Raw genomic sequence first — 23,322 nt, forward strand, 5'->3', positions numbered from 1 at the left:
CTTAATGAGAATTACAGAATTCTGTTTGTAGCAAATTGAGTATTTCTGTCAATTTGAGATTTCGATAAGATGGTTTTTGATCTGCTTTCCCATTTAAAATTAAATTATATCCATCAGCCGTTGCACTCAACGTAACAGGATTAATTCCAGGGGAAGCACATCCTTTGGCACAACCCGAAAGATGCAATATCTGTTTTTGATTTTTCCAAATAGGAATTAAATCAAAGACATCCTGCATCGTTGCTTGTTGTCCTTGTATACAAGAAGGTTTTCCAGGACATAAAGTAATATGCAATCTAGGGTCATGATCGTCTGTAATAAAGTCACCAAGCTTTTCTAAAGCCTCTTGTTCGCAATCTGGCAAAATAATACTGCGCCATGGTGTAAAACGCATAGTGCCATTTCCGTATTGCTCAGCAAAATTTGCAAGATCAGATAATTGTCCTGCATTAATCAATCCAAAAGGAACACCAATATGGACGAAAGATATAGTCGAAAGTTCTACAAAACCTAGAGGTAGTAAATGTTGATCTTCTACATTTTTATAATAAATAGTTGGGTAGACACATTCTTTTAAATATTGCTCGGCATTTTGAGACTCTAATAAACGCTTGATTTGATGATGAATACAAAATTGCATAATTTCTAAAATAAGCGGAACAAGCTGTTGTTTTTCACATAGGATCACTTGTTCAAATTTTCCTAATTGAACAATCCATTGATCTTTATAAGCACGAATATTCACATCATTATAAATTTTTTGTAACCCATATTGTTCGCCCCCAGAGATCAGGAAACTAAATTTTCCTGTTAAAGGATGAATATCAGGATGATTTTGTAATGCAATTTGTAACTCTTGGGCAATATCATAAACTTCGGCGTGTCTTAATGAATCGATATCCCATAAAGGCGATATCATAATATTACGCTTTTCTTCCATATTCGCCGTATCAGAACTTAATTGCGCTTTAATAACTTGGGGGATGACCAAATCTATATTTTCGCGAGTAAACCCTCGTAATTGTAAATTTCCTTTTTGAGAAAGATTAATATAGCCATTGCCATATTGTTCGGATATTTCCGCAACGAATTGCGCCTGATCAGAAGTAACCGAACCAAAAAAAGGTTTAATGCGACATAAAAAACCATCTCCTGTTTCCATCGGTTTAAATAATGAAGGACACCATCCTCTACGAATATTATTCATCCTCTTCATCCTCGTTCAAAATCATGGCAGCACTATTGGAACGAGGATGCCATAATCCACGTTCTTGTGCTTCTTTAAAGCGATTTTGAATGGCTTTTTTTGCCTCATTATTGGTTTTTATTAAAAAATCTTTAACCTCATCATTACCCAAAGTTGCTTCAAAAACCAAGTTGAATTGCTGATCAAAACGATGCGATAAGGTAGCAGCAAATCCAAATAAAGCATCAACTGATCTGGCAATTTCAGCAGCACCTCGATAAGAGTGTTTCATCATGAAGTTAATCCATACAGGGTTGGCAACCCTCCCTCTTGTAATACGGTTTACTTCTTCAACTAATAACCGAATTTTGGGCGTTTCAGCTTTGGATGTATCCACATGATATAAGACAGGATAGTTATCAAAAAGCTTGGCAGCAGCAGCAAAACCACCTTCATGAGCAGCATAATCAGGACTGTCTAATAAATCAATTTCAGCATGATCTTGGCTATGAAAAAAAGCTTGTGTTGTTTTTAATCGATCGGCAAAACCTTGCTGATCATACTCGCCATTTTTATCCTGACCATATCCATAGGCTGAATTCTTTAACCATAACTCGCCAAGCTCTTTTTGATCTTGCCAACTCCCTGTACTAAGCGGGTGCTCTATACCTGTACCATAATTACCTTGAGCAGTGCCATAAATGCGCGTTAATGCTTGCTGACGTGCTTCAGGAGGTGTTATTTGATATAGGCCTGCCAAAGGATTCCATTCAGCTGATTCATCTCGCAAAGCAATGGCTTTGATCGTTTGATCAAAATTATTAATTTGGACTTCAAAAGCGTCACGAAAAAAACCAGAAATACGCAAGGTTACATCAACACGAGGGCGATCCATTTCTGGCAAAGGCGTAATCTCAATAGCATGCACTCTGCCTGAGGTTGGATCCCATAAAGGTTTTGCCCCCATTAAGATATATGCCAAGGCAAGGTCTTCTCCCCCTGTTCTGAGATTTGTACTGCCCCATAAATCAATCACCAAATGACGTAAATGATCCCCATTTTCCTGCAGGTATCGTAACAATAATTGGTCCGCTGCTTTTTGTGCCAATAAATAAGCTGTTTGAGTGGGAATGGCTCTGGGATCAACGCTATATAAATTACGCCCTGTCGGAAGCACGTCCAGACGCCCACGGGTCGGCGCACCTGCGGGGCCTGGCTCTATAAATTTTCCAGAAAGTGCATTTAATAAAGCATATTTTTCTTGATCTGCGCACTGATCCAATTTTTCCTTAAGCTCAGCGATTTTGTCAGGTGCATATGCTTGGATATTATCTAAAATTTGCTGTTTTTTTACTGGAGGCATGCCGAAAATATGCAACCCTTCACGGATTTGTAAATCTTTGACATCACACAAATAGGCATCAAGATGACTTAAGGCAATTTCATCACCGCTTTCTTGGCGATTAATTCCTGTTTCAGCCAATAGGCCACAAGATTCAGCTTTATCTAAAATTGCGCCTAATAGTAACTGACTACGCCTGCGATCCAAGCCATCAGCCTCGGCATAATCATCAATAAGGCGCTCTAACTCTGCAGCAGATCCACTTAAAATCGCTTTATTCACAGGTGGCGTTAAATGTCCAATCGTTACCGCCCCCAATCTGCGTTTAGCACATGCTGCCTCGCCTGGATTATTCACAATAAAAGGATATATTACAGGTAGGCCTCGCAATAAAACAGCAGGTGCACATTCATCAGATAAGGCGGTGGCTTTACCCGGCAACCACTCCGTTGTGCCATGGGTGCCAAGATGAATCATCGCATCAATTTCTTGTATTTTTCGTAACCATAAATAGGTTGCAATATATCCATGTGAAGGGGGGGTATCTGGATCATGATATAAAGTTTTATGATCGGTAATTGTCGCTCTTTCGGGTTGAATGGCAATCACAATATGATCCAGCTTTAGATAACGTAAAGTAAAAAATCCGTTTTGAAGTGTTTCATCTTGTTCGACATCAGGCCAGTTTTTTAAAACTGCTTGTTGAAACCCTATTGGGAGCTCTGAAAAAAGTATTTTATACTCATTGATGCTTAATATCTTGTAAGCTTCTTTTTTACATAAAATGGCAGTTAATTCATCACTTGATGGAATATGTTGCGCAACAGTGTAATCTTCATCATGCAGCCATTGTAAAATATAATATAAACTCGCAAAACTATCCAACCCAACGGCATGGCCTTCTTGTCCGCCAACACCGGGATAGTTTGATAAAAACAAAGCTATTTTTTTATCTTTATTTGCTTTACTCGACAGGTTAATCCAACCCAACGCACGATCAATAACAAGATCTATACCCTCAGAATACGGCTCATAACAAAGCCGACCATTTTCTTCTTTTTTGAACGCGATAGCTGTGGTGAGGATTTTCCCGTCAAGCTCAGGTAAGACAACTTGAATAGCAAGATCGGTTTGCGATAACCCCCGAAAACTTTGTTCCCATAGTGCTTTGCTATTCCCAGGTTGCAGCATTTGTAAAACAGGCACATTTATTTGTTTAAAAAGCGAACATTCTGGATCTTGCTGAATAGAGAAATAGGTTGCATTTAATAAAAGTTGTGGACGAGTTTTTTGTAAAAAATCAGAAACCCAATAAGACACTGTTGGATCTTTTAACGAAGAAAGATAAACCGCTTTTACATTGTTGTTTTTTTCAGAAAAACGCTGAGCCAGTAAAGTAATGGGCGCAATATTGTCCGCTAATAAATGTGTGCGATAAAAGAAGATAACTATAGTTGGTTGATTTTCATAATGCTTAAAAGGAAAAAAATGCTCCCCAACCATCGGCAAATTTTCAGGATTAGCCTGATAGGATTTTTGAGTTAAATAATGGTTCGTTAAACGCAAAATATGTGCATAATTATGAGCACCTCCCTCATAAAAGAACGCTTTGAATTGCGTTAAGAGTTCCATTGGAACTGCACAAAGCTCATCCAATTTGGGGTCATCATATCCTTCACCAGAAATCACCAGTAAAGGAATATTATGTGCTTTACAGGAGGCTACAACTTCTTCTGTTCCATAACGCCAATATTCAATCCCACCCAAAAGACGCAAGATGACAAATTTAGATTTCTTGAGTGTGTCCTCAATATACAAATCCACCGACATTGGGTGACGCAAACGTTGTAAGGGAACCAATCGAATAGAGGTTGTTTGAAACTCACTTTGTTCCAAACATTGCGCTATAATATTCAGGTCGCTATCTGAAAAAGACAAAAATAAAATATCCGCTGGTTTATGTTGCAAATCCTCGGCAGGAGCTTGCTCATCCAAAGTTTTAATTTCACGAACCAGTAAATGCATTAAGTGTCTCTTTTAAAATATTAAGCAATTCGTTTAGAATAATGTCCAACCTTTTACATTCTCAAATTGAATATACAGTTTTTTCTCTAGCTCTATAAGGTTCTCGTAAATAATTGTTGGAGCATAAAGCGCTTCTTTATGAGAATTGTTTGGATCTAAATATCCATTCGTCTATGCATAATCAACATATGGCGCAATTTGTGCACCAGATTTGATTATTGTATCTAAAATTTTACTAATACCATCATCCTTATTAAAAAGAAATTTTGATTCTCTATAAGCCTTTACAAGCTCTAGTTTGCATATTGTTTCTTCTTTAATTGGTTGCTATACAATGCTTTATAATTATTTAATGCAGCTACATAAACATTAAAGCGCCGCTCATACAAATCAAGTTTTACTTTAGCACTCGCTATTTTCATTTGAGAATAAGCAATAATGGAAGTAATGATACCAATTAAACAAGTTGAAATAGCTACAACTAAAGTGACATAATTACCCATTATCTTCAATCTTTCATCAAATAAATTAAGCATTATAGCTATTTCATGTTTGTTTGATAATCGCAAAAGCTGATTAAAAACTATTGTAACGCCAATCGAATAGCTTCTTGATCTATCCCTGTTTCCCCAATGATAATCAATTTACTCTCACGACTTTCATCTGCACGCCATGCGCGATCAAAATGATAGTTAAACCGTTGACCTACACCGTGGATTTCTAAACGCATCGGTTTGTTCGCAATATTCACGTAACCTTTAATGCGCAAAATATCATGTGTGTTCGCTAATTGAATTAACTTGTGAACCAACTTTTCTGGGTTATCTGTCGTTGGGATCGTCACCACAAAACTTGTAAAATCATCATGTTCATGATCTTCGCCTTCTGCGTCATGATGAGAAGGTCGAGAATGCAAATCATCTTCGGCAGCGGCATTAATTCCCAAAATAATTTCTGGATCAATTTTCCCGTGTGACGCATGAATAATCTTCACAGCTTTAGGGAGTTCCTTTTGAATATCTTTGGTGAGTTGTTGTGCTTGTTCAGGCGTAATCAAATCAATTTTGTTTAAAATAACCAAATCAGCAGAACAAAGTTGATCTTCGAATACTTCATGCAATGGATTATCATGGTCCAAAGAAGGATCAGCAGCACGTTGTTGTGCCACTGCATCAGGATCATCTGCAAACTGCCCAGCCAATACTGCGGGAGAGTCCACCAAAGTTACGACCCCATCAACCGTCATTCTGGTTTTAATACTGGGCCAATTAAACGCTTTGATCAAAGGTTTTGGCAATGCCAATCCAGAGGTTTCAATAATAATATGTTCTGGAGGATCCTTACGGTCTAGCAGAGCCTCCATCGTGGGTAGAAATTCATCGGCAACCGTGCAACAAATACATCCATTGGCCAGCTCTACGATATTTTCTTCGGTACAACCAGGGACACCACAATTTTTTAAAATATCCCCATCAATTCCCAAAGAACCAAATTCATTGACAATAATCGCAATTTTTTTATGAGAAGCTTGTTCCATTAACGAACGCAGTAATGTGGTTTTACCTGCACCTAAAAAACCAGAAATGATGGTTGCTGGAACACGAGTGGATTGCATCTGTTTGTCCTGTCTTTATCAGTAAGTTTGTGGATTACACAGCTTACTGTTTTTATTCTCTGAAGGAAAGAGCTCAAAAAATGCAATTCTTAGATCACAAAAAATTATTTACGATAAGGCCTGGTGCATATCCATTATCTTGTGGGAAAGCTTGTTGGCGACAATCTTTCACTACATTTTGTGTTGTTGGATATATAGCCACCCCAATAATACCTGTATTATTGATATCTCCTGCTACAGAATGCGCTGCATAACTGTCTTGTGGCTTAGAGAAACGAAAGGATGCAACATCTGAACTGCTTTTACGAAAACCCTCGATCGTCAAAGACTGATTGGGATAAATAATATACCCTGCATTTTTAACAGAGCCTTTTAGTCCTGAAAGCACATCAATACCATCAACTGTCGCAATAATTTAATAAGACTGTTTGTCATCACTATTATAAAAATACAGCTTATAACGTTGGCCTTCTTTTGCTTTTAACTGATAAGTATTGGGAGCTGTATAAGCCATTTTAAAACGACCTCCATTTTCTTTTTCAATATCTAAATTCACTTTCTGCAAATAGACCATATCTACTCTTTGCCAATAATCTTTTGGTGTTGTTTCACTGTAATATATACTGGCTATTGCGATTGGTTGAGCAGTCATACGCTGTGTATTGACATTTGTCACAGCAGAAGAAACATTTTCACCCCATTAGGTTCCCAGACGTCCTTTTTCTGCTTATCGATATGTCTCATTAGAAGCAGATATACCAGCAGATGCAGCAGAAGTTATAACAGGGCCAGAATTATGTAGGCTGTACCCAACCAAAGCAACAATTACAAAGGGTAATGCATATTTAAATTCAAAATATACTTCATTATCAATCCATTTTAATTAGAGATATGAAATCATATAATGCAGACGATATAATCTGTTTGTACATGATATATTTAATTGAATTTATTCCGTTAAATTTTGTAACGATATAAATCGAATAATCCATATTGCAATTATATTACAATTAGCAATTAATTTTTGAAATTTTAATAAAATAAATTTGAAAAAAATTACGAAAATGTTACTTTTATATTAATACTATTAACAATACTACTTTATTTATAAATATTACGTTTTTTCATAGGTTGTTCTGTATGGTTACTAAATATTGTTTTAAGACTATGTATATATATTCCGCCTTTTTATTAGGCTGCAGTTTTCCCAGCGCATATGCACAATCTAAAGCTGATGCAGACAAAAGTGCGACTAAGGAATCTAAGGATTCAACATCAGTTGTAAAAAACAATGAACCTACAGAAGCAACACCTTATCATATTGATACAGCTTATGATCCCGATGAAGCCCTTTTTTCTGAAGGTGCTAATAAATATCTAGAACAATATGGTATTCAATTTGGCCTTAATTGGATTTCTGAAACAACAGGCGTGGTTCGAGGTGGCAAAAAAAAGGGGGCTGATTACGCGCATGAAGTTGAATTTACGCTAGATATTGACTGGGAAAAAATTATTGGTTGGAAAGGGTTTTCTACCCATTTAATCGCTATGAATTTAGCTGGACGTAATACCAGTGCAGATTATGTTGGCGATCCATATATGAATACTCAAGAAATCTATGGCAGCAGTAATGGTCGTTTTTTACGTTTATATAATTTATATGCTGAACAAGCATTATGGAATAATAAAATCAATATTAAAATAGGCCGCTATGACGTGGGAAGCGACTTTGCGGTCAGCCCGTTTGCCTGTGAATATGTAACGGCAGCGACTTGTAGTCAGATGACCAGCATGGGTGCACAACAAGGATATTCTGCATGGCCAAATAACGTATGGGCAGGACGGATTTTATATAATATTACTGATCAATTTACTTTCCAAGTTGGTGCCTATGAAAGTTCCCCTTTTGGAGATACAGGTCAAGGGGGACCCGCAGGAGTTTCATGGGGAACAAAGCACGCAACAGGTGCATTTATCCCTGTTGAATTTGGTTACAATCCCAAATTTGGAAAAAATCAGTTAGATGGATATTACCGTATTGGTGGAGGTTACGATACCAGTAAATTTGATACTTGGTCTTCACAAGTCACAGAATCAGGTAAACAAGATAGTGCCACTCAATATTGGATAATGTTTGGGCAAATGATCCATCGTAATGATCCTATGGAAACTCATGGTTTATATATATTAGGCAATTGGGGGCATCAATCTCCATCAACAAGCAGTTTTAAAGATTATTATAATATCGGTTTTCTCGACCGTGGATTTTGGCATGCCAGACCCTATGATCAAATTGGTTTTATGATGACATATTACACCATTCCCCGCTCACTGAGAGGTGCACAAAAATATCAGATGTCACAAGGGGACATGTTCATGGAAAATGGCAGTTATAGCTTACTCAATAACGCCATCTCAGCGCAATCAAATGCCATGGTATTCGAGTTAAACTATGGAATTGCAGCTTATAAAGGAATTAAAATTATGCCCGTTTTCGAATATTTTCATAAAGTTGGCGCATATAAAAATCTTTATAATGATGCTGTTGTATTCGGTGTGCATACAAATGTTGTCTTTTAATAACAAAGAAAACTTATATTTATTAAATTTTTAAAAAACAAAAATTAATTACTATTAAAAAAACATTTATCACTAATAATCACTGTTGGTGATAAATGTTCTTGTATCTATTTTCTATCAGAAAAACATATTCATTTTTATCATATTGTAACTGCTGGATCTTCAATAAAATGATTAAGTCTATGTATATCAAAGTATAAAATTTTACTTTGTCAATCCGCATGGCGCCATATAATCCATCATATTGCTCCCTATTATACACAATTTATTCCAAATAATTATTCACAATTTTTACTTTGTGTATGCCAAATTTTCTCAGCGTAACGGCCAATAATTGCTAGTGATATCCCAAGAATTAAGAAAAATATAACTTTATGCATATTATCCCAAAAATATTCGAAAAAACGCGTATATATATTAATTCCTAAAAAGGTTAATCCAAAGCCTCTTAACATACCGTCATCTGTTTTAAGGCTAATATAAATACAAAGCAACGATGCTAAAAAGAATAATATAACCCACGGCAATAATGCTGTTTGATGTAACCTATGCCACTCATTCAAACTGTAGTTTCCAAAGATCGACAATATCCATAAGGCAACAAATAAATAAAGTAATCCCATTATTTTGCTGATCGTTAATAAATGACGTTGTTGTAATAGTGATTGCGTAACAAAACAAAGGAATAACAATACACTTCCAAATAAGACAAACCGAATAGGATATCCCATTCCTAGCCAATAAGTTCCCCCATCTGACATATACCCTGTTTCTAAACCAAACCAGTTACCAAGAGATAAAAGAAAAAATAACCATATCATCCCTGAACGTGCAACGAACCCTATTAAACCATAGATTATGCATCCAATTAAAAAGAGTGGTGCGATATGACCACTGCCATTATCTAAGGCCACGCCTAATTGTGAGATTGCTAAAGCTGTAAACACAACACCAAAAAATAAAATGGCTTCTGTACTATAATGCCATTGCTCTTGAGATCGTTGTCTGTAAAAACCCCAACCATAACATCCCAAAGCAATTAGGGTTGGAAACAAAATACGTATTACGAATACGTTATCAATTACATAGAGAACAAAATTATTCAAATAATTGATAAATCGACCTAAATATTCCATTAAAAACGAATCAGCAAACAAGCTTCCCATTGAAACCACTATGCAAATAGAAGCGGCCCAAAAACTATAACGACTAAGACGTTTCCAATCAAACGTTGCTATATTTAAGCTGTCAGATAATTGCTGTCTTTTTTCAGAAGAAAGATCGCCATGAGATTCCCACTCTGTAAGAGCTCGCTGAATAATTTTTTGCTCTTTTTTGGTAATATTCATATTGACCTCTGTTATAGATAACGAAATAGAAAAAAGGTTATTTTAGAAAATCATACTTCATTAGCAGTAATCTCCAATTTTATTATACCTTATTTTACACTATAAACGTCAAATATTAGGTTGCTTGCGATATGATTTAATACAATAAATACTTAAGCTCTTGTCAAACAACTTCATTAAAACTTTTCATAAGAATAACTTTTACTTTTTCAAATTTGTATTATTCTAAAACAAATTGAACGTTTGAAAAGGATACCATCATGGGAAGTATCAGTGAAAACCCTGTTGAAGGACTTGCTCTAGCTCAAGAATATATTAATCGTGCCAAAACTTTGGCACAAAAGAAAAAGCGTACAATACTCGCTATTGCAGGGGCGCCAGGTTCTGGCAAATCAACGGTTGCAAGATTACTGCACGAAGCGCTTGCAGATATCTCTATGATTGTTCCAATGGATGGATATCATCTTTCAAACAAAGAACTTGAACGTCTAAAACGCAAAGAACGCAAAGGTGCCCCCGATACTTTTGATGTTTGGGGATATAAATCTCTAATCGAACGGTTAAAAAAACAACAAGCTGGTGAGATTATATATGCACCTGAATTTTATCGTACTATCGAAGAGCCTATTGCTGGATCCATCCCGATTTTTTCTGATATTCCTTTAATTATTACCGAAGGAAACTATCTGTTACTTTCACAAGGCGAATGGAAAACTTTATCTCCAATTTTTGATGAGAAATGGTTTGTAACAGCTCCAGTTTCTGATCGACAACAACGTTTGGTTGAACGCCATCATTATTTTGGCCGCTCCATAGAGGAAGCCAAAGCTTGGGTTGAACAAACTGATGAACCCAACGCACAACTGATTGAAAAAAATCGTGAAAATACTGATCTGGTTATTGAATGGAACAATCCAGCAAAATGATTGAACAACGCCCTCCTTTGCCTCCTTTTACATTAGAAACTGCCACCCGAAAAGTAAGAATGGCAGAGAATAGCTGGAATAACCAAAACCCAGAAAAGATAGCCTTAGTGTATACAATAGATAGTCAATGGCGCAATCGCTCGGAGTTTATTACAGGTCGTCAAGAAATTATTCAATTTCTTACCCGAAAATGGCAATCTGAACTGGGTTACCGCTTAATCAAGGAATTATGGGCTTTTACAGATCATAAAATAGCCGTTCGCTTCGCATATGAATGGCATAATAATCATGGAAATTGGTTTCGCTCTTATGGAAATGAGAACTGGGAGTTTGATGAATATGGTTTAATGAGCAAAAGATTTGCTTGTATCAACGATTTATCGATTAAAGAAACTGAACGTCAATTTTTATGGCAACCAGGGGTCAGACCTGATAATTATCCTAATTTGTCATCTTTGGGTTTATAATTATATATTCAAAGCCCATTGATAAGCCTCTTGCCATGTATACATACATGGCATAGGCTCCATGCTTGGTCTTCGAATTAGAATAACAGGAATATGTAATTTTCGAGCTGCACTAATCTTTGCATAAACTGTTTTACCACCAGAATTCTTACTGATAATATAATCAATTTGATATTGCTTTAAAAATGCGATTTCATCTGCTTCACTAAATGGCCCTTTAGCCTGAATAAGCTGGGCATTATCAGGGATATATATGTCTTCTGGCCTATCAACACTGCGTATCCAATAATGATGCGGTATCTTGCATTCTTTAAAAGTAAGTAGCTCTTTACGCCCAATTGTTACAAAAACATTTTTAGGATACTGACCTAATGCTGTAACTGCATCTTGTGGGCTGTTAACTTCACACCAAATATCCCCGTTTTCTTTAACCCAAGCTGGTCGTTCTAAACGTAAAAAAGCAGTATTTGTTATTTGTGCAGCGTGATAAGCATTTCGGGTAATTTGTTGTGCAAAAGGGTGAGTGGCATCGATAATTGCATCTATATGATGATTTTTAATCCATTCTGCCATTTTTATCATCCCACCAAATCCACCTATTCTTATTTGAACCTGTGGTGGTAAAACTGGATTTTTAGTCACACCAGCCAATGAAAAAATAATATTAAATTTATCTTGATTAACAGCGTTTTTAGTAAAATTAGAGGCTTCTGTGGTTCCTCCTAATAATAAAATTTTTTTCTGAATTTTATACATCTATTCAATAACATATCTAGGTAACTATACGTTATAGTAAGCTATATACAAAACGAATACCAGTGTATAAATAAAGAATATAAGCTTTCTAAGAAGAATTTATCCCCATATAAGCTGCTTAAATAGCGAATTGGTGATATTTTATAAAATCTGGAAAAATCTTGATTATCCTTTAGCTGACAGTCCAGTTTGGCACAAAAGACATGAACATATTCTATTAAAAAACATGTTAATATTTTTATTAAGCTATTTTATTAAAAATTAGATAAATAGAATAATACATCATATAAACCATACATGTTTTACGTTACAATAAGAGGCGTTTTTATTTGAAATGAAAAATAATGACTTTGTTAAAGCATTTTTAAGTATTATTGGCATTAGTGAAAATGGTATCGATCAAATTTGCCACACCGCAAAAAAACGTATTCAACAAGCTAGCCTAGTTATCGGCGGAAAACGTCACCTTACCCTTGCTGATAGGTTGATAAATGGGGAAAAACAAACCTGGTCCAATCCAATTCAACACTCTTTACAAGCTATGATAGAAGTAAAACCAAGCCCCGTAGTAATTTTAGCATCCGGAGATCCTTTCTGGTATGGTATCGGCCCTCTAGCTATAAATAATTTAACCCATAAAGAATGGGAAAGCTTTCCTGCCATTTCCTCTTATACATTAGCTTGCAATGCACTTGGTTGGCATGGACAACATATCCAAACGGTTTCTTTATGTGGACGTCCCATAGAAACATTACGTCCTGCCTTAACTCCTTATCGACGATTATTGATCTTATCCGCTGATTCGCAAACACCCTATCAAATACATCAAAAGCTACAAGAATGGAGCATATCCTATAAAAATTTTTATATTTTAGAAGCTCTTGGTGGGCCTAACGAAAATATCCATCATCTTTCTCAAAACACCCCCATCCCTAATAATATCTATCCTTTAAATATGGTTGCGCTTGAATTAGATAATTTTATTCCCTTACCTTTTACACATGGGCGAGAAGATCATTGGTTTAACAATGATGGTCAACTGACAAAGCAAGCTATTCGTTCCAATACGTTATCTGCACTACAACCCTATCCAGGTGCATTATTATGGGATATTGGCACTGGGTCTGGCTCTATTGCGATTGAATGGATCTTAAGCCATCCTACTTGTAAAGCAATCGCCATAGAACCACACGCTGATCGTGCCAAACGTGCAAAAGAAAATGCAGTTGAACTGGGCGTGCCATCCTTACAAATCATTGAAGACAAAGCCCCTGAAGCATTACAGAATTTACCTAGGCCGAATGCTATTTTTATTGGTGGAGGATTAACCTCACCACAATTACTAGAAACCGTTTGGGACGCTCTACAACCATTGGGAAGGTTAGTCATCAACTCTGTAACAATCGAAGGTGATAGCTTACTATTTAAAGCCCAACAAGAATGGGGCGGCGAAATTACTCGCCTCCATATAGAGCATTACGAACCATTGGGGCAATATCACGGCTTTAAACCTGCCCGTGCCATTACTCAATATGTTGTTGTCAAACCGGCAGACACACTATGACGCACTTACAACCTGCTATCATCGGCATGGGGTTCTCCAAAAAAAGCACTGCGATTAATCTAAAAGAAACTTTAGATTGTTTTTTAAAACAACATCAATATACATTAATAACCTTGGCGCTTGCCGCGTTTAAACAGCAAGATCAGAATACACTTCAATTGCAAACTCTAATAGATGCTCCTGTGCATTATATTTCCTATGAAACCTTAAAAAATTTGCAACCTCAATGCCAAAGCTATTCCCCTATGGCAGCACAACATATTGGACTAGGCGCTGTTGCCGAAGCCTGTGTCTTAGCAATGATGGGTCAAAATGATCATTTACTGATCCCTAAAATCATTTATAACAAAGTTAGTTTTTCCGTAGCCCTTAAAGGAGACCCTTCATGACTGTTCATTTCATTGGTGCTGGCCCTGGTGCTGTGGATTTATTAACCCTACGTGGGCATAAAATCCTTTCTGAAAGTTCTATATGCCTCTATGCAGGATCTATTGTCCCCAAGGAAATGTTAGATTTCTGCCCTTCCGATGCCACTTTGATTGACACAGCTCCACTAAATCTTGATCAAATTGAAGCAGAATATATCAAAGCGCATAAAGCAGGCCAAGATATTGCTCGCCTTCATTCTGGAGATCTGTCCGTTTATAGTGCCGTTTCTGAGCAAATCCGCCGTCTGCAAAAGCATAATATTCCCTATACCTTAACGCCTGGTGTTCCCGCTTTTGCCGCCGCTGCTGCTTTGATAGAAAAAGAACTTACAGTACCAGAAGTCGCTCAATCTGTGGTAATAACCCGCATTTCAGGCAGAGCTTCAACCATGCCTGCATCTGAAACTTTAGAAAACTTTGCCAAAACAGGTTGCACCTTGGTTTTACACTTGGCAATTCATCGTCTAGAGGAAATCGTTGAACGCTTAGTCCCATTTTATGGAACAGATTGTCCTGTTGTAATTGCCGCCAGAGTCACTTGGGAAAATGAACAGATTTTAAAGGGAACCCTCGGCACGATACTTGAGCAGTTCAACCAACAACCTATCGAGCGCACTGCTCTGATTATGGTAGGGCGTGCTTTACATGATCAACATGTAACCGAAAGTGCGCTATATAGTATCGAATATCAACGACGGTTTAAAGTTATTTAAAAAGTAAAAGTTGCAAGTTTTTATTGATAAATTTGAAAAAACACTAGGATATACTACTTGTTTTGTAATCAACACAACAAAGTAACCTGTTTTTATTTTTTCAAATTAATAGGATAGCAAAAATGATTACTTACTGGCACATGCAAATGCACCCTGATGATACATCCTATGCTGATAAATATCTTTGTAGCATTCTCGAACATAATAAATTTATAGTTCTAGGCCAATGGGAAAAGGGAAAAAGGGGAAATTGCTATATCACAATTCAAGAATGATATGTCTATAAACGATATAGTAGCAATAAAAAATGATGCTAGATTAATAGCATTAGTTCAAATCATCGGTGGAGCATATGAGCTACATGAAGATGAAGATTCGAAGACAAAATGGATTGTACATAGACGACCAATTAGAGTTCTAGATTGCGAGCTGTGGGGAGAAAAATTACCACAACCAAGAGGAACTCTGGAAAAAGGTGCTAATAGTGATGCCGATACTACAAAAGTCATAAAAGAGTGGCATGAACGTGTAGAGGAAAACCTTAAAAAACGAGAGATACCAACATCCGTTTGAATCTAAAATATCAAGATAAATGAATACCATTCGCCACTATACCATGGCATTGTCCTTGCCGATCAAATAAAAGTATTTCTAACTTTATTGAGACAGGAACAAGCACTTGCTGAGCTATTTTAAACGCTTTCCCAGCAACAAAATCCCCCAAAGGTATTTTCCCTTGACATAAGAAAAATACCTCAGCCGTTGTATTGGCTTTTCTTATCTGAGATACTAGATCTTCATCAGCACCAAGCTGTACCACCCATTCAACTAGCAAGTTCAGATCCACAGAGGAACGTTTAGAGTGTAAATCCAAATGCCCTTGGGCGAGTTTAGTCATTTTCGCAACCCCGCCAGCCAATGTTAGCTTTTTCACAGGATGGGTTTTAATATATTTTAAAACTCCACCTGCAAAATCACCCATTTCTATCAAAGCACTTTCAGGAGCATCGTACAGTTTTTGCGCAGCTCTTTCCGATACATTGCCTGTCGAAGCAATTAAATGATCTATTCCCTCTGCACGTGCTACATCAATCCCACGATGAATACTGGCAATCCATGCCGCACAAGAAAACGGCACAACAATTCCTGTCGTCCCTAGAATAGACAGCCCACCCAAGATTCCCAAACGCGGATTCATTGTCTTTAGGGCAATTTCTTTACCATTCGTCACTCCAATGGTCACCTCAGCATCGGGATCAGCTGTAATTTCTGCCAAAGCATTGCAAATCATTTGTCTGGGCACAGGGTTAATTGCAGGCTCACCAACAGCCAAAGGTAATCCAGGTTTAGTAATCGTACCAACACCCTCACCTGCTTTAAAAACAATACCTTCACCTTTGGCTATCTTTTTAATTTGCACTATAATTTCTGCGCCGTGTGTGACATCAGGATCATCACCTGCATCCTTAATCACCGATGCAATCGCACAATTGGCACTAATAATTTCTTTTTTTAACAGAAAAAAAGTAACTTTTTTACCTTGTGGCAGGGTAATCTCTACACAATCCAAGAAAAAACCATTATGTATGGCATGATAAGCAGCTTTGGCAGCAGCTGTTGCACAAGCTCCCGTTGTCCATCCATATCGTAATTGTTTATTCTCTTGGTTCATTTAATTTCCTATAAAGCAAACTATGACGCATTCTGAACAAAACGCAAAGGGGTTCATTATCGCTGCCCCGAAATCTGCCAGTGGCAAAACCACAATCACCTTGGGGTTACTGACTGCCTTGCGACGCAGAAATATCAAAGTACATGCGGCAAAATCAGGGCCAGATTATATTGATCCCGCCTTTCATAGTGTTGCAACACAAGCCACCTCTTTTAATCTAGATAGCTGGGCAATGCCACCTGATTTACTGGATTATCTTTTTGCTTCTACGCTTAACGATACTGACATAACCATCATAGAATCATCAATGGGGTTTTTTGACGGTATTGAAACTGAAAATGGCAAACGCGGTTGTGGAGCAGATTTAGCAGAACGTTATAAACTGCCTGTTATTTTAGTAATGGACGTTACAGGACAAGCTCAATCTGCTGCTGCTATTGCTTATGGGTTTGCCAATATTAATCCAAATATTCAAGTCAAAGGGGTTATTTTAAATAATGTTGCCTCTCCTCGCCACCTTGCCAGCACCGAGGCCGCACTAAAACGCATTCATATTCCTGTGCTGGGATCAATTCCACGCGATCCATCTTTGCATTTGCCTGCACGACATTTAGGGTTAATTCAAGCCGAAGAACATCATGATTTAGATCAACATTTAAATCACCTTGCTGATATTGCCGAACAACATATTAATATTAACGCATTACTCAATCTTGATACGACAATTACTATTCCTAAAACTTCACCCGTTACTGCCTTACTACCACTCGGACAGCATATCGCCATTGCCAAAGATATCGCTTTTAGTTTTATCTATCCACATATTCTTGATGGATGGATAAACCAAGGAGCAAACATTCACTTTTTTTCTCCTATGAATAACGAAGCTCCACCCGAGCACTGTGATGTTTGCTGGCTTCCTGGAGGCTATCCTGAACTTTATGCAGGGCAACTTGCAAATCAAACACACTTCATCCAAGGTATGCAGCATTTTTCCCTTACACGTCCTGTACACGGTGAATGCGGAGGCTATATGGTGATGGGAAATAGGTTAGTTGATAAAGATGGTGTTTCTCATCACATGCTGGGGCTATTAAGCCATTCATGTAGCTATGAAAAACGTAAGATGCATCTGGGCTATCGTAAGGCAACCCTGAATACACCTAAACAAGAATTGATCCACGGGCATGAGTTTCATTATGCCACTGTTATTGACCCTGGGCATGATCTTGCTTATGCTACGCTTACCGACGGCACAGGAAACCCTATTGGGGCAGAGGGTGGACGGCGAAACCATATTACAGGCTGTTTTTTCCATAGTATTGCATTACAACCATGAAAAATTTTGAAACATTAGATCAATTACGCCAAGCATGTACCGAGCTACCTGCTAAGGATGACGCTAGCGAACAAGCGACCTATAAACGTCAGGCAACTTTATTGAAACCCCCTGGAAGTCTGGGCGAATTAGAAAACCTTGTTGGATGGTTAGCTGCATGGCAAAAAAAGTCTATACCAACCTTGGATCGTATTTGTATCATCATTTTCGCTGGTAATCACGGTGTTACAGCGGAAAACGTTACCCCTTATCATTCAAATATTACTGAAATGATGATTGCCCAAATTAATCAAGGGGGGGCTGCTATTAATCAACTTGCAAAAAATGCCAACGTAGAATTGCGCGTTATTCCCGTCAATAATTTAGACCCTACAGAGAATATTTGCCAAGCACCAGCGATGACAGAAAAACAGTTTTTACAAGCCGTTAAAGCTGGATACAACGCAGTGACCCCTAATATTGACTTACTTTGTTTAGGTGAAGTCGGCATTGGGAATACTACTATTGCCGCAGCACTCAGTGCAGCTTTATATGGTGGAGATGGGGCTCAATGGGTCAGCAAAGGTACAAGCACGGCAACAGAACATACAGATAACAAGCAAAAAGCTGTTGATAAAGCTCTTGCTTTGCATGAGACAGCTCTTGGTGATCCTCTAGAAGTTTGTCGACGTTTGGGTGGGTACGAGCATGCAGCGCTATTCGGTGCAGTGTTGGCCGCCCGTCATTTAAACATCCCTGTTTTACTGGATGGATTTGTTTGCACAGCAGCCGTTGCCGCATTGCAAAAATTAAATCAAACAGGGTTGGAACATACCAAAATTAGCCACCTTTCTGCTGAAAAAGGGCATTTATTACTGGCTGGTAATCTGGGGCTTTACCCTCTGATCGCCTTTAATATGCGTCTGGGAGAAGGAACAGGTGCAGCAACCATTATTCCGATTTTAAAAGGGGCTTTGGCTTGTTATACAGGCATGAACAGTTTCAAAGATGCTGGTCTCCCCCCTCCTCAAGTATGATAATAGTTCTAAGAAAAATTCACGCTGATCTTTATTGTGGGCTATCTTTTTTTACACGCCTACCCGTCCAATGGCTTTATCGGTCAGACTTTCCATTCTCTTTTGGTCGTGCCATTTGGACATGGCCGTGGATAGGCTTAATTATTGGCTTAATTATCAGCATTATTTTTAAACTTACTTGCCATCTTATTCCTTCCGCTTGGATTATTGCTTTCCTGATTTTAGGGATTCAATTTTTGCTTACTGGTGGATTGCATGAAGATGGCTTGGCCGATATGGCCGATGGATTTGGCGGGGGCAAAAATAAGGAGCATAAACTAGAAATTATGCGAGATAGCCGTTTAGGCAGCTATGGAGTTTTAACTTTATTTATTATATTAGGTTTGCAAGTTAGTGCATTATCTTTTCTAGCACGCTATAATACAACATATGCTACGATGGTTTTAATCATTACGGCCGTTCTTTCGCGCATTTCAATCTTATTACCAATTTGTTGCAGTCAACCTGCGCGTTATAACGGACTTGCCAGTTCGTTAGTTAATATTCCTCGCTCCTCTATCCTCATCGCCATTTTATCAACATTACTCCTTATTTTCGCATTAACTCCATGGATGGCAGCAATAGTTTATATAATACTATCAGCACTTATCTCTGCTGGAATCACGCTATACACACAAAAACATATTGAGGGTTATACAGGCGATATTTTGGGGGCGATACAAACGCTTGTTGCTACTGGTATTTTAATTACCAGCACAATTTTTACAGTTTAAAATCAAAGATTTCTAATTTGCCAAACTCGGGTAACTCTCCTAGCAACTCTACAGATTTACCAAGAGCAACTTGTCGTAATAACCGTAATGGGCCTGCATGTGAGACAATCAATACATTTTCTTGTTTTTGTTGAATTTCTGTCCAAAGCTCTAACACTCTATCAAAGAGAATTTGTCCACTTTCACCGCCAGGAACCTGCCATTCCCAAGGTGTTTGAGCCCAATCATCAATTAATTCTTTTGGTAAATCATCCCATAGTTTTCCTTCCCAATGGCCAAAATGAAACTCAAGTAAACGGTTATCTGTTTTACAAAAAAGTTGATATTTTTCGGCTATTTTTTGTGCCAATTTTAAGCATCGAGATAAAGGGGAAGCATAAATTGTTATATTTTGAAAATTATCAGGTAAAATAGCATATTGCTCCCAATGTTCTTTCAAAGGAACATCCATATGCCCATAACATAAACCCACAGGAACATCGACAGGAGGATGACGCATAAGCCCAATTTTATAACAGACTTGTTTTTTTCTAATATTCATATCAGTCATTATATATTAAAATCACATAATTTAATTATTATCAAACTCGTTTTGATCATCTATCTGATTTTGTATTCGTTTCTTTTCTGACCAACGACCTAGTAAAATATCCCATAAAGAATAAAAAATAGAAATCATTACTAAAATCATAATGCATGCGGACAACAGGATAATTACCTGACTCATTATTTTCTCCTTTTATCCTTTGAAAAACAATATGAAAAAAACGACAATCTATATTATTCAATAAATACCAAACGATTTCAAAACATAATATTAAATTATAAAATATTTAATCTAATTTACAATTTACTATAGCTAATATGCTCTATTTTTCAATAAAATGAATTTACCATGACATAAACTGTAAAATTACAAAATTAAAATTAAGGAATAACTACAATGGATATATTAATTTGAATTCGGCAGATTAAATTTTGAATGTTTATTACTTGACTCAGAATCGCAATAGATTTTGTAATCTTAAGTTATAATATCAGTTTTTAAACCTATGAATTATGATAGTTTTTATAGGTTTGTTCAAATCAAACACTATATAATCTGCATGTATATTAAGAAGATTGTGTGCTTAGGCAATTTCTATGAGTCAAACGATATGCTCATCAAATTAAAAAATTATACAACCTTCTTAACCAATTTCTATATAGGGAATTCTCGAACGATCTATAACTTTCCGATTTTACCCTATTCTTAAATTAAGGTAACTGTTCTTGAATATAAGGAGGTAAACAAAAAGATGCTGTATGTACTTCGGGTGACCAATATCGAGTGTGACCTAAAATATTTGCTTTTTGCGCACGTTCCTCAATAACAGAAACCCGCTGTTTCGTATGATTATCCCCTTTACCAGCAATGCCCAAGGTCATAAATCCACCGATGTAAGTTGGTACTGCAACAACATAAGCAGAAACATAATCAAAAAATTGAGCACGGCGTAAACTGGTCTCACGCAACTCATCTGCTTGCATAAACGGAACACCACATTGATTAACAATTAACCCTTGTGGTGTCAAAATACGTGCACAGTCACGATAAAAAGCATCAGTAAAAAGAACCTCTCCAACACCAATAGGGTCTGTACTATCTACGATAATAACGTCAAAGCTTTCGTCTTTCGCATCAGCAACATATTGAATACCATCACCAATGATAACTTCTGCTCTATGATTATCCCAACAACCCGCAGATATCTTGGGTAAAAATTCTTTTGATAACGCGACAACATCTCCATCAATTTCAACCATTGTGGCTTTTTCAACCTCAGGATGTTGTAATACGCGACGTAAAACACCACCATCACCAGCACCAATAATCAAAACATTTTTAGCATTTCCATGCGTCAGTAATGGTACATGTGCTAACATTTCTTGGTAAACGAATTCATCTTTTTCAGTAATTTGTGTAGCCCCATCAAGTAACAACACACGCCCATAAAATTCGTTTTCAATAATTTGAATATCTTGAAATTCAGATTTCTTACGAGCCAACTCTTTATCAACACGAAAGCTTTGCTTCCAAGTATTGTAAAGTGTTTCATCTATCCATTTTTCAGACATCTTATTGCTCCGTATAAAATAATTTAAAGCATAAAAAAGCCGGGCAATCATAACTTACCCAGCCTTGGTTCATCTGTAAATATAGTTGATAATAATCAACTCTTAGAGATTTTCTTTGCCGCGTCTTTGCTCATCCAAAACGATACGTTCTGGTTTAAAGAAACGTTGCAATACAGGAATCGATGTGTATGGATCACACGAACCACACATAAAAATATCCAAAGCAGCAAAGTTACGCTCTGGCCATGTGTGAATCGAAATATGACTCTCAGCCAATACAACCACCCCAGAAACCCCACCATTTGGGGAGAAATGATGAAAATGACTGTGCAAAATTGTTGCGCCTGCAACAATAGCAGCTTCACGTAACACGCGATCAATTTCTTCAGGAGAATCTAGATTCGTGGCATCCCATAGATCCACAAGTAAATGTGTCCCCGCGAAACGCATACCGTCTCTAACAATAAAATAATCTTTACGATCTTCCATATCATGTGCAAGATCGCCCGAAACCTGGTTATTTCTCGGAGTTTCCGAGACCATCCCCAGTTGAGCAAGTGCGTTCATCAACGTACCCCTTAACCAGTAGATAGCCTGTTGGGCATAAATGCCCCCTTGGGCCAAAAGAATTCGAAATTAGAATATAATCCGATATAACTTAAAGAGCATTTAATTTAAACCGTAGCTTAATCAAATTTCTCAAAGTTACTCTATATTCCATGGAAAAAATGACTAGTGTCATACTTGCGTTACTATATGACCCCTTATCTATGGAATCACAAGCTTTTTTTTAGCTTTGTTGCATTTTTTTTAAAATGAATGAAAAGTTTACCTTGTGAATTTATCTCATTTTTTTGCGTATATTAATTTTTTTTTCATTTAAAATACATTTTTTCCTTGGCGTAAAGAGCTGTTAATATTATAACCCTTAAAAATCAGATAGTAAGGATAGTTTTTTATACCATATTATTTTTCTATATGCCAAAAATAGGTGCATAATATATGAACACGTTATCATTTAACAATGACTACAAACCTTCTGATGATGAGGAGTTTATGAATCCTCGTCAACAAGCATATTTCAAAGCTAAACTAGAAGCCTGGCGTGATTCGATACTTAACAACTCTACCGAAGCCTTAAACCACTTATCTCAAGATCGCCCTGCGGATATTGACCTTAACGACCGTGCCAGCTCTGAAACTGATCGTGCTTTAGAGCTTAGAACCCACGATCGTGCTAGAAAATTATTATCAAAAATTGAGCAAGCATTGCGCAAAATAGACGACGGCAGCTATGGTTATTGTGAAGTAACAGGAGAACCTATCAGCTTAAAACGCCTTGAAGCTCGTCCTGTTGCAACAATGTCTGTTGAAGCCCAAGAACAACATGAAAGAAAAGAAAAAGTATATCGAGATGATCTACCTGTAGATTAAATGATCTATCTATTCTTTA

At 37.2% G+C, this 23,322-nt stretch carries 24 protein-coding genes; 11 read left to right on the forward strand and 13 right to left on the reverse strand.

Features of this window, described 5'->3' with window-relative positions; all coding sequences use genetic code 11:
- Position 1: 1 nt before the first annotated feature.
- The 6 genes from cobG to QMN76_RS09360 all read right to left on the reverse strand — a co-directional run bounded on the left by cobG (position 2) and on the right by QMN76_RS09360 (position 6,820).
- On the reverse strand, positions 2-1,207 hold the full coding sequence (gene cobG, locus QMN76_RS09335) for a precorrin-3B synthase (protein ID WP_282065989.1): 1,206 nt from the start codon (positions 1,205-1,207) through the stop codon (positions 2-4).
- Positions 1,200-4,553, reverse strand: a complete 3,354-nt coding sequence (gene cobN / locus QMN76_RS09340; protein ID WP_282024512.1) for a cobaltochelatase subunit CobN — start codon at positions 4,551-4,553, stop codon at positions 1,200-1,202. Before cobN ends, cobG begins: the two co-directional genes overlap by 8 nt.
- Before the next feature lie 293 nt (positions 4,554-4,846).
- Positions 4,847-5,056, reverse strand: a complete 210-nt coding sequence (locus tag QMN76_RS09345; protein ID WP_034340477.1) for a hypothetical protein — start codon at positions 5,054-5,056, stop codon at positions 4,847-4,849.
- An 80-nt stretch (positions 5,057-5,136) separates the two neighbouring features.
- Positions 5,137-6,168: a cobalamin biosynthesis protein CobW gene (gene cobW, locus QMN76_RS09350; RefSeq protein WP_034340479.1), complete on the reverse strand. Its 1,032-nt coding sequence runs from the start codon at positions 6,166-6,168 to the stop codon at positions 5,137-5,139.
- Positions 6,169-6,262: 94 nt separating this feature from the next.
- Positions 6,263-6,556, reverse strand: a complete 294-nt coding sequence (locus tag QMN76_RS09355) for a hypothetical protein (protein ID WP_282024515.1) — start codon at positions 6,554-6,556, stop codon at positions 6,263-6,265.
- Positions 6,557-6,583: 27 nt separating this feature from the next.
- A complete protein-coding gene (locus QMN76_RS09360) occupies positions 6,584-6,820 on the reverse strand; it encodes a hypothetical protein (RefSeq protein WP_282024516.1) in 237 nt (78 codons plus the stop codon).
- Positions 6,821-7,335: 515 nt separating this feature from the next.
- Between QMN76_RS09360 and QMN76_RS09365 the strand changes: the two genes are divergently transcribed.
- Positions 7,336-8,748: a carbohydrate porin gene (locus QMN76_RS09365; RefSeq protein ID WP_034340482.1), complete on the forward strand. Its 1,413-nt coding sequence runs from the start codon at positions 7,336-7,338 to the stop codon at positions 8,746-8,748.
- 278 nt (positions 8,749-9,026) lie between these two features.
- Here the strand turns inward: QMN76_RS09365 and QMN76_RS09370 are convergent, their stop codons facing one another.
- Positions 9,027-10,097, reverse strand: a complete 1,071-nt coding sequence (locus QMN76_RS09370) for a hypothetical protein (RefSeq protein WP_282065991.1) — start codon at positions 10,095-10,097, stop codon at positions 9,027-9,029.
- A gap of 260 nt (positions 10,098-10,357) precedes the next feature.
- Here QMN76_RS09370 and QMN76_RS09375 point away from each other — a divergent pair, with 260 nt between their 5' ends.
- Both QMN76_RS09375 and QMN76_RS09380 read left to right on the forward strand, forming a co-directional pair.
- Positions 10,358-11,023 (forward strand): nucleoside/nucleotide kinase family protein, encoded by a 666-nt coding sequence (locus tag QMN76_RS09375; protein ID WP_282065992.1) that lies wholly within the window; start codon positions 10,358-10,360, stop codon positions 11,021-11,023.
- Positions 11,002-11,490 carry a nuclear transport factor 2 family protein gene (locus tag QMN76_RS09380; RefSeq protein ID WP_282065993.1) on the forward strand — a complete coding sequence of 163 codons (489 nt, stop codon included), beginning with the start codon at positions 11,002-11,004 and terminating at the stop codon, positions 11,488-11,490. The genes QMN76_RS09375 and QMN76_RS09380 overlap by 22 nt, the downstream gene beginning before the upstream one ends.
- Here the strand turns inward: QMN76_RS09380 and QMN76_RS09385 are convergent, their stop codons facing one another.
- On the reverse strand, positions 11,491-12,246 hold the full coding sequence (locus QMN76_RS09385) for a cobalt-precorrin-6A reductase (protein ID WP_282024525.1): 756 nt from the start codon (positions 12,244-12,246) through the stop codon (positions 11,491-11,493).
- A 334-nt stretch (positions 12,247-12,580) separates the two neighbouring features.
- Here QMN76_RS09385 and cbiE point away from each other — a divergent pair, with 334 nt between their 5' ends.
- The 4 genes from cbiE (at position 12,581) to QMN76_RS09405 (ending at position 15,524) form a co-directional block, all read left to right on the forward strand.
- Entirely contained in the window at positions 12,581-13,810 is a 1,230-nt protein-coding gene (gene cbiE, locus QMN76_RS09390; protein ID WP_282024526.1) for a precorrin-6y C5,15-methyltransferase (decarboxylating) subunit CbiE, read from the forward strand.
- Positions 13,807-14,199 carry a cobalamin biosynthesis protein gene (locus tag QMN76_RS09395; RefSeq protein ID WP_282024527.1) on the forward strand — a complete coding sequence of 131 codons (393 nt, stop codon included), beginning with the start codon at positions 13,807-13,809 and terminating at the stop codon, positions 14,197-14,199. The genes cbiE and QMN76_RS09395 overlap by 4 nt, the downstream gene beginning before the upstream one ends.
- Positions 14,196-14,951 carry a precorrin-4 C(11)-methyltransferase gene (gene cobM / locus QMN76_RS09400; protein WP_034340502.1) on the forward strand — a complete coding sequence of 252 codons (756 nt, stop codon included), beginning with the start codon at positions 14,196-14,198 and terminating at the stop codon, positions 14,949-14,951. The genes QMN76_RS09395 and cobM overlap by 4 nt, the downstream gene beginning before the upstream one ends.
- A 276-nt stretch (positions 14,952-15,227) precedes the next feature.
- The gene (locus tag QMN76_RS09405) at positions 15,228-15,524 is read left to right on the forward strand and encodes a hypothetical protein (RefSeq protein ID WP_282024529.1); all 297 of its coding nucleotides are present in this window, start codon (positions 15,228-15,230) and stop codon (positions 15,522-15,524) included.
- Between the two features lie 10 nt (positions 15,525-15,534).
- Here the strand turns inward: QMN76_RS09405 and QMN76_RS09410 are convergent, their stop codons facing one another.
- A complete protein-coding gene (locus tag QMN76_RS09410) occupies positions 15,535-16,623 on the reverse strand; it encodes a cobalt-precorrin-5B (C(1))-methyltransferase (protein WP_282024531.1) in 1,089 nt (362 codons plus the stop codon).
- 22 nt (positions 16,624-16,645) lie between these two features.
- Here QMN76_RS09410 and QMN76_RS09415 point away from each other — a divergent pair, with 22 nt between their 5' ends.
- Genes QMN76_RS09415 through cobS form a run of 3 tightly spaced genes read left to right on the forward strand, consistent with a single transcriptional unit; the run spans position 16,646 to position 19,751 of the window.
- Positions 16,646-17,962: a cobyrinic acid a,c-diamide synthase CobB gene (locus QMN76_RS09415; protein ID WP_282024532.1), complete on the forward strand. Its 1,317-nt coding sequence runs from the start codon at positions 16,646-16,648 to the stop codon at positions 17,960-17,962.
- Positions 17,959-18,978, forward strand: coding sequence for a nicotinate-nucleotide--dimethylbenzimidazole phosphoribosyltransferase (locus QMN76_RS09420; RefSeq protein WP_282024535.1), 1,020 nt, complete (start codon positions 17,959-17,961; stop codon positions 18,976-18,978). Before QMN76_RS09415 ends, QMN76_RS09420 begins: the two co-directional genes overlap by 4 nt.
- Positions 18,975-19,751, forward strand: coding sequence for an adenosylcobinamide-GDP ribazoletransferase (gene cobS / locus QMN76_RS09425; protein WP_282024537.1), 777 nt, complete (start codon positions 18,975-18,977; stop codon positions 19,749-19,751). Before QMN76_RS09420 ends, cobS begins: the two co-directional genes overlap by 4 nt.
- On the opposite strand, the gene QMN76_RS09430 is transcribed toward cobS, so the two are convergent.
- From QMN76_RS09430 to speD, 4 genes are all read right to left on the reverse strand, one after another.
- A complete protein-coding gene (locus tag QMN76_RS09430) occupies positions 19,741-20,292 on the reverse strand; it encodes a histidine phosphatase family protein (RefSeq protein WP_282024538.1) in 552 nt (183 codons plus the stop codon). The genes cobS and QMN76_RS09430 overlap by 11 nt on opposite strands.
- A 30-nt stretch (positions 20,293-20,322) precedes the next feature.
- A complete protein-coding gene (locus tag QMN76_RS09435; RefSeq protein ID WP_161631862.1) occupies positions 20,323-20,478 on the reverse strand; it encodes a hypothetical protein in 156 nt (51 codons plus the stop codon).
- A gap of 530 nt (positions 20,479-21,008) precedes the next feature.
- Positions 21,009-21,869 (reverse strand): polyamine aminopropyltransferase, encoded by an 861-nt coding sequence (speE, locus tag QMN76_RS09440; RefSeq protein WP_282024539.1) that lies wholly within the window; start codon positions 21,867-21,869, stop codon positions 21,009-21,011.
- 102 nt (positions 21,870-21,971) lie between these two features.
- Complete coding sequence (gene speD, locus QMN76_RS09445; protein ID WP_034340517.1) at positions 21,972-22,436, reverse strand: adenosylmethionine decarboxylase; 465 nt, start codon at positions 22,434-22,436, stop codon at positions 21,972-21,974.
- A gap of 435 nt (positions 22,437-22,871) precedes the next feature.
- Between speD and dksA the strand changes: the two genes are divergently transcribed.
- A complete protein-coding gene (dksA, locus tag QMN76_RS09450) occupies positions 22,872-23,303 on the forward strand; it encodes an RNA polymerase-binding protein DksA (protein WP_034340519.1) in 432 nt (143 codons plus the stop codon).
- Positions 23,304-23,322: the final 19 nt, after the last annotated feature.

This window comes from Commensalibacter papalotli (ex Botero et al. 2024), from assembly GCF_947179115.1.
Classification (GTDB): domain Bacteria; phylum Pseudomonadota; class Alphaproteobacteria; order Acetobacterales; family Acetobacteraceae; genus Commensalibacter; species Commensalibacter papalotli.

Coding starts and splice junctions, on each gene's coding strand:
- cobG (WP_282065989.1), bottom strand. CDS start 1,207: ATGAATAATATTCGTAGAGGATGGTGTCCTTCATTATTTAAACCGATG.
- cobN (WP_282024512.1), bottom strand. CDS start 4,553: ATGCATTTACTGGTTCGTGAAATTAAAACTTTGGATGAGCAAGCTCCT.
- QMN76_RS09345 (WP_034340477.1), bottom strand. CDS start 5,056: ATGGGTAATTATGTCACTTTAGTTGTAGCTATTTCAACTTGTTTAATT.
- cobW (WP_034340479.1), bottom strand. CDS start 6,168: ATGCAATCCACTCGTGTTCCAGCAACCATCATTTCTGGTTTTTTAGGT.
- QMN76_RS09360 (WP_282024516.1), bottom strand. CDS start 6,820: ATGACTGCTCAACCAATCGCAATAGCCAGTATATATTACAGTGAAACA.
- QMN76_RS09365 (WP_034340482.1), top strand. CDS start 7,336: ATGTATATATATTCCGCCTTTTTATTAGGCTGCAGTTTTCCCAGCGCA.
- QMN76_RS09370 (WP_282065991.1), bottom strand. CDS start 10,097: ATGAATATTACCAAAAAAGAGCAAAAAATTATTCAGCGAGCTCTTACA.
- QMN76_RS09375 (WP_282065992.1), top strand. CDS start 10,358: ATGGGAAGTATCAGTGAAAACCCTGTTGAAGGACTTGCTCTAGCTCAA.
- QMN76_RS09380 (WP_282065993.1), top strand. CDS start 11,002: ATGGAACAATCCAGCAAAATGATTGAACAACGCCCTCCTTTGCCTCCT.
- QMN76_RS09385 (WP_282024525.1), bottom strand. CDS start 12,246: ATGTATAAAATTCAGAAAAAAATTTTATTATTAGGAGGAACCACAGAA.
- cbiE (WP_282024526.1), top strand. CDS start 12,581: ATGAAAAATAATGACTTTGTTAAAGCATTTTTAAGTATTATTGGCATT.
- QMN76_RS09395 (WP_282024527.1), top strand. CDS start 13,807: ATGACGCACTTACAACCTGCTATCATCGGCATGGGGTTCTCCAAAAAA.
- cobM (WP_034340502.1), top strand. CDS start 14,196: ATGACTGTTCATTTCATTGGTGCTGGCCCTGGTGCTGTGGATTTATTA.
- QMN76_RS09405 (WP_282024529.1), top strand. CDS start 15,228: ATGTCTATAAACGATATAGTAGCAATAAAAAATGATGCTAGATTAATA.
- QMN76_RS09410 (WP_282024531.1), bottom strand. CDS start 16,623: ATGAACCAAGAGAATAAACAATTACGATATGGATGGACAACGGGAGCT.
- QMN76_RS09415 (WP_282024532.1), top strand. CDS start 16,646: ATGACGCATTCTGAACAAAACGCAAAGGGGTTCATTATCGCTGCCCCG.
- QMN76_RS09420 (WP_282024535.1), top strand. CDS start 17,959: ATGAAAAATTTTGAAACATTAGATCAATTACGCCAAGCATGTACCGAG.
- cobS (WP_282024537.1), top strand. CDS start 18,975: ATGATAATAGTTCTAAGAAAAATTCACGCTGATCTTTATTGTGGGCTA.
- QMN76_RS09430 (WP_282024538.1), bottom strand. CDS start 20,292: ATGAATATTAGAAAAAAACAAGTCTGTTATAAAATTGGGCTTATGCGT.
- QMN76_RS09435 (WP_161631862.1), bottom strand. CDS start 20,478: ATGAGTCAGGTAATTATCCTGTTGTCCGCATGCATTATGATTTTAGTA.
- speE (WP_282024539.1), bottom strand. CDS start 21,869: ATGTCTGAAAAATGGATAGATGAAACACTTTACAATACTTGGAAGCAA.
- speD (WP_034340517.1), bottom strand. CDS start 22,436: ATGAACGCACTTGCTCAACTGGGGATGGTCTCGGAAACTCCGAGAAAT.
- dksA (WP_034340519.1), top strand. CDS start 22,872: ATGAACACGTTATCATTTAACAATGACTACAAACCTTCTGATGATGAG.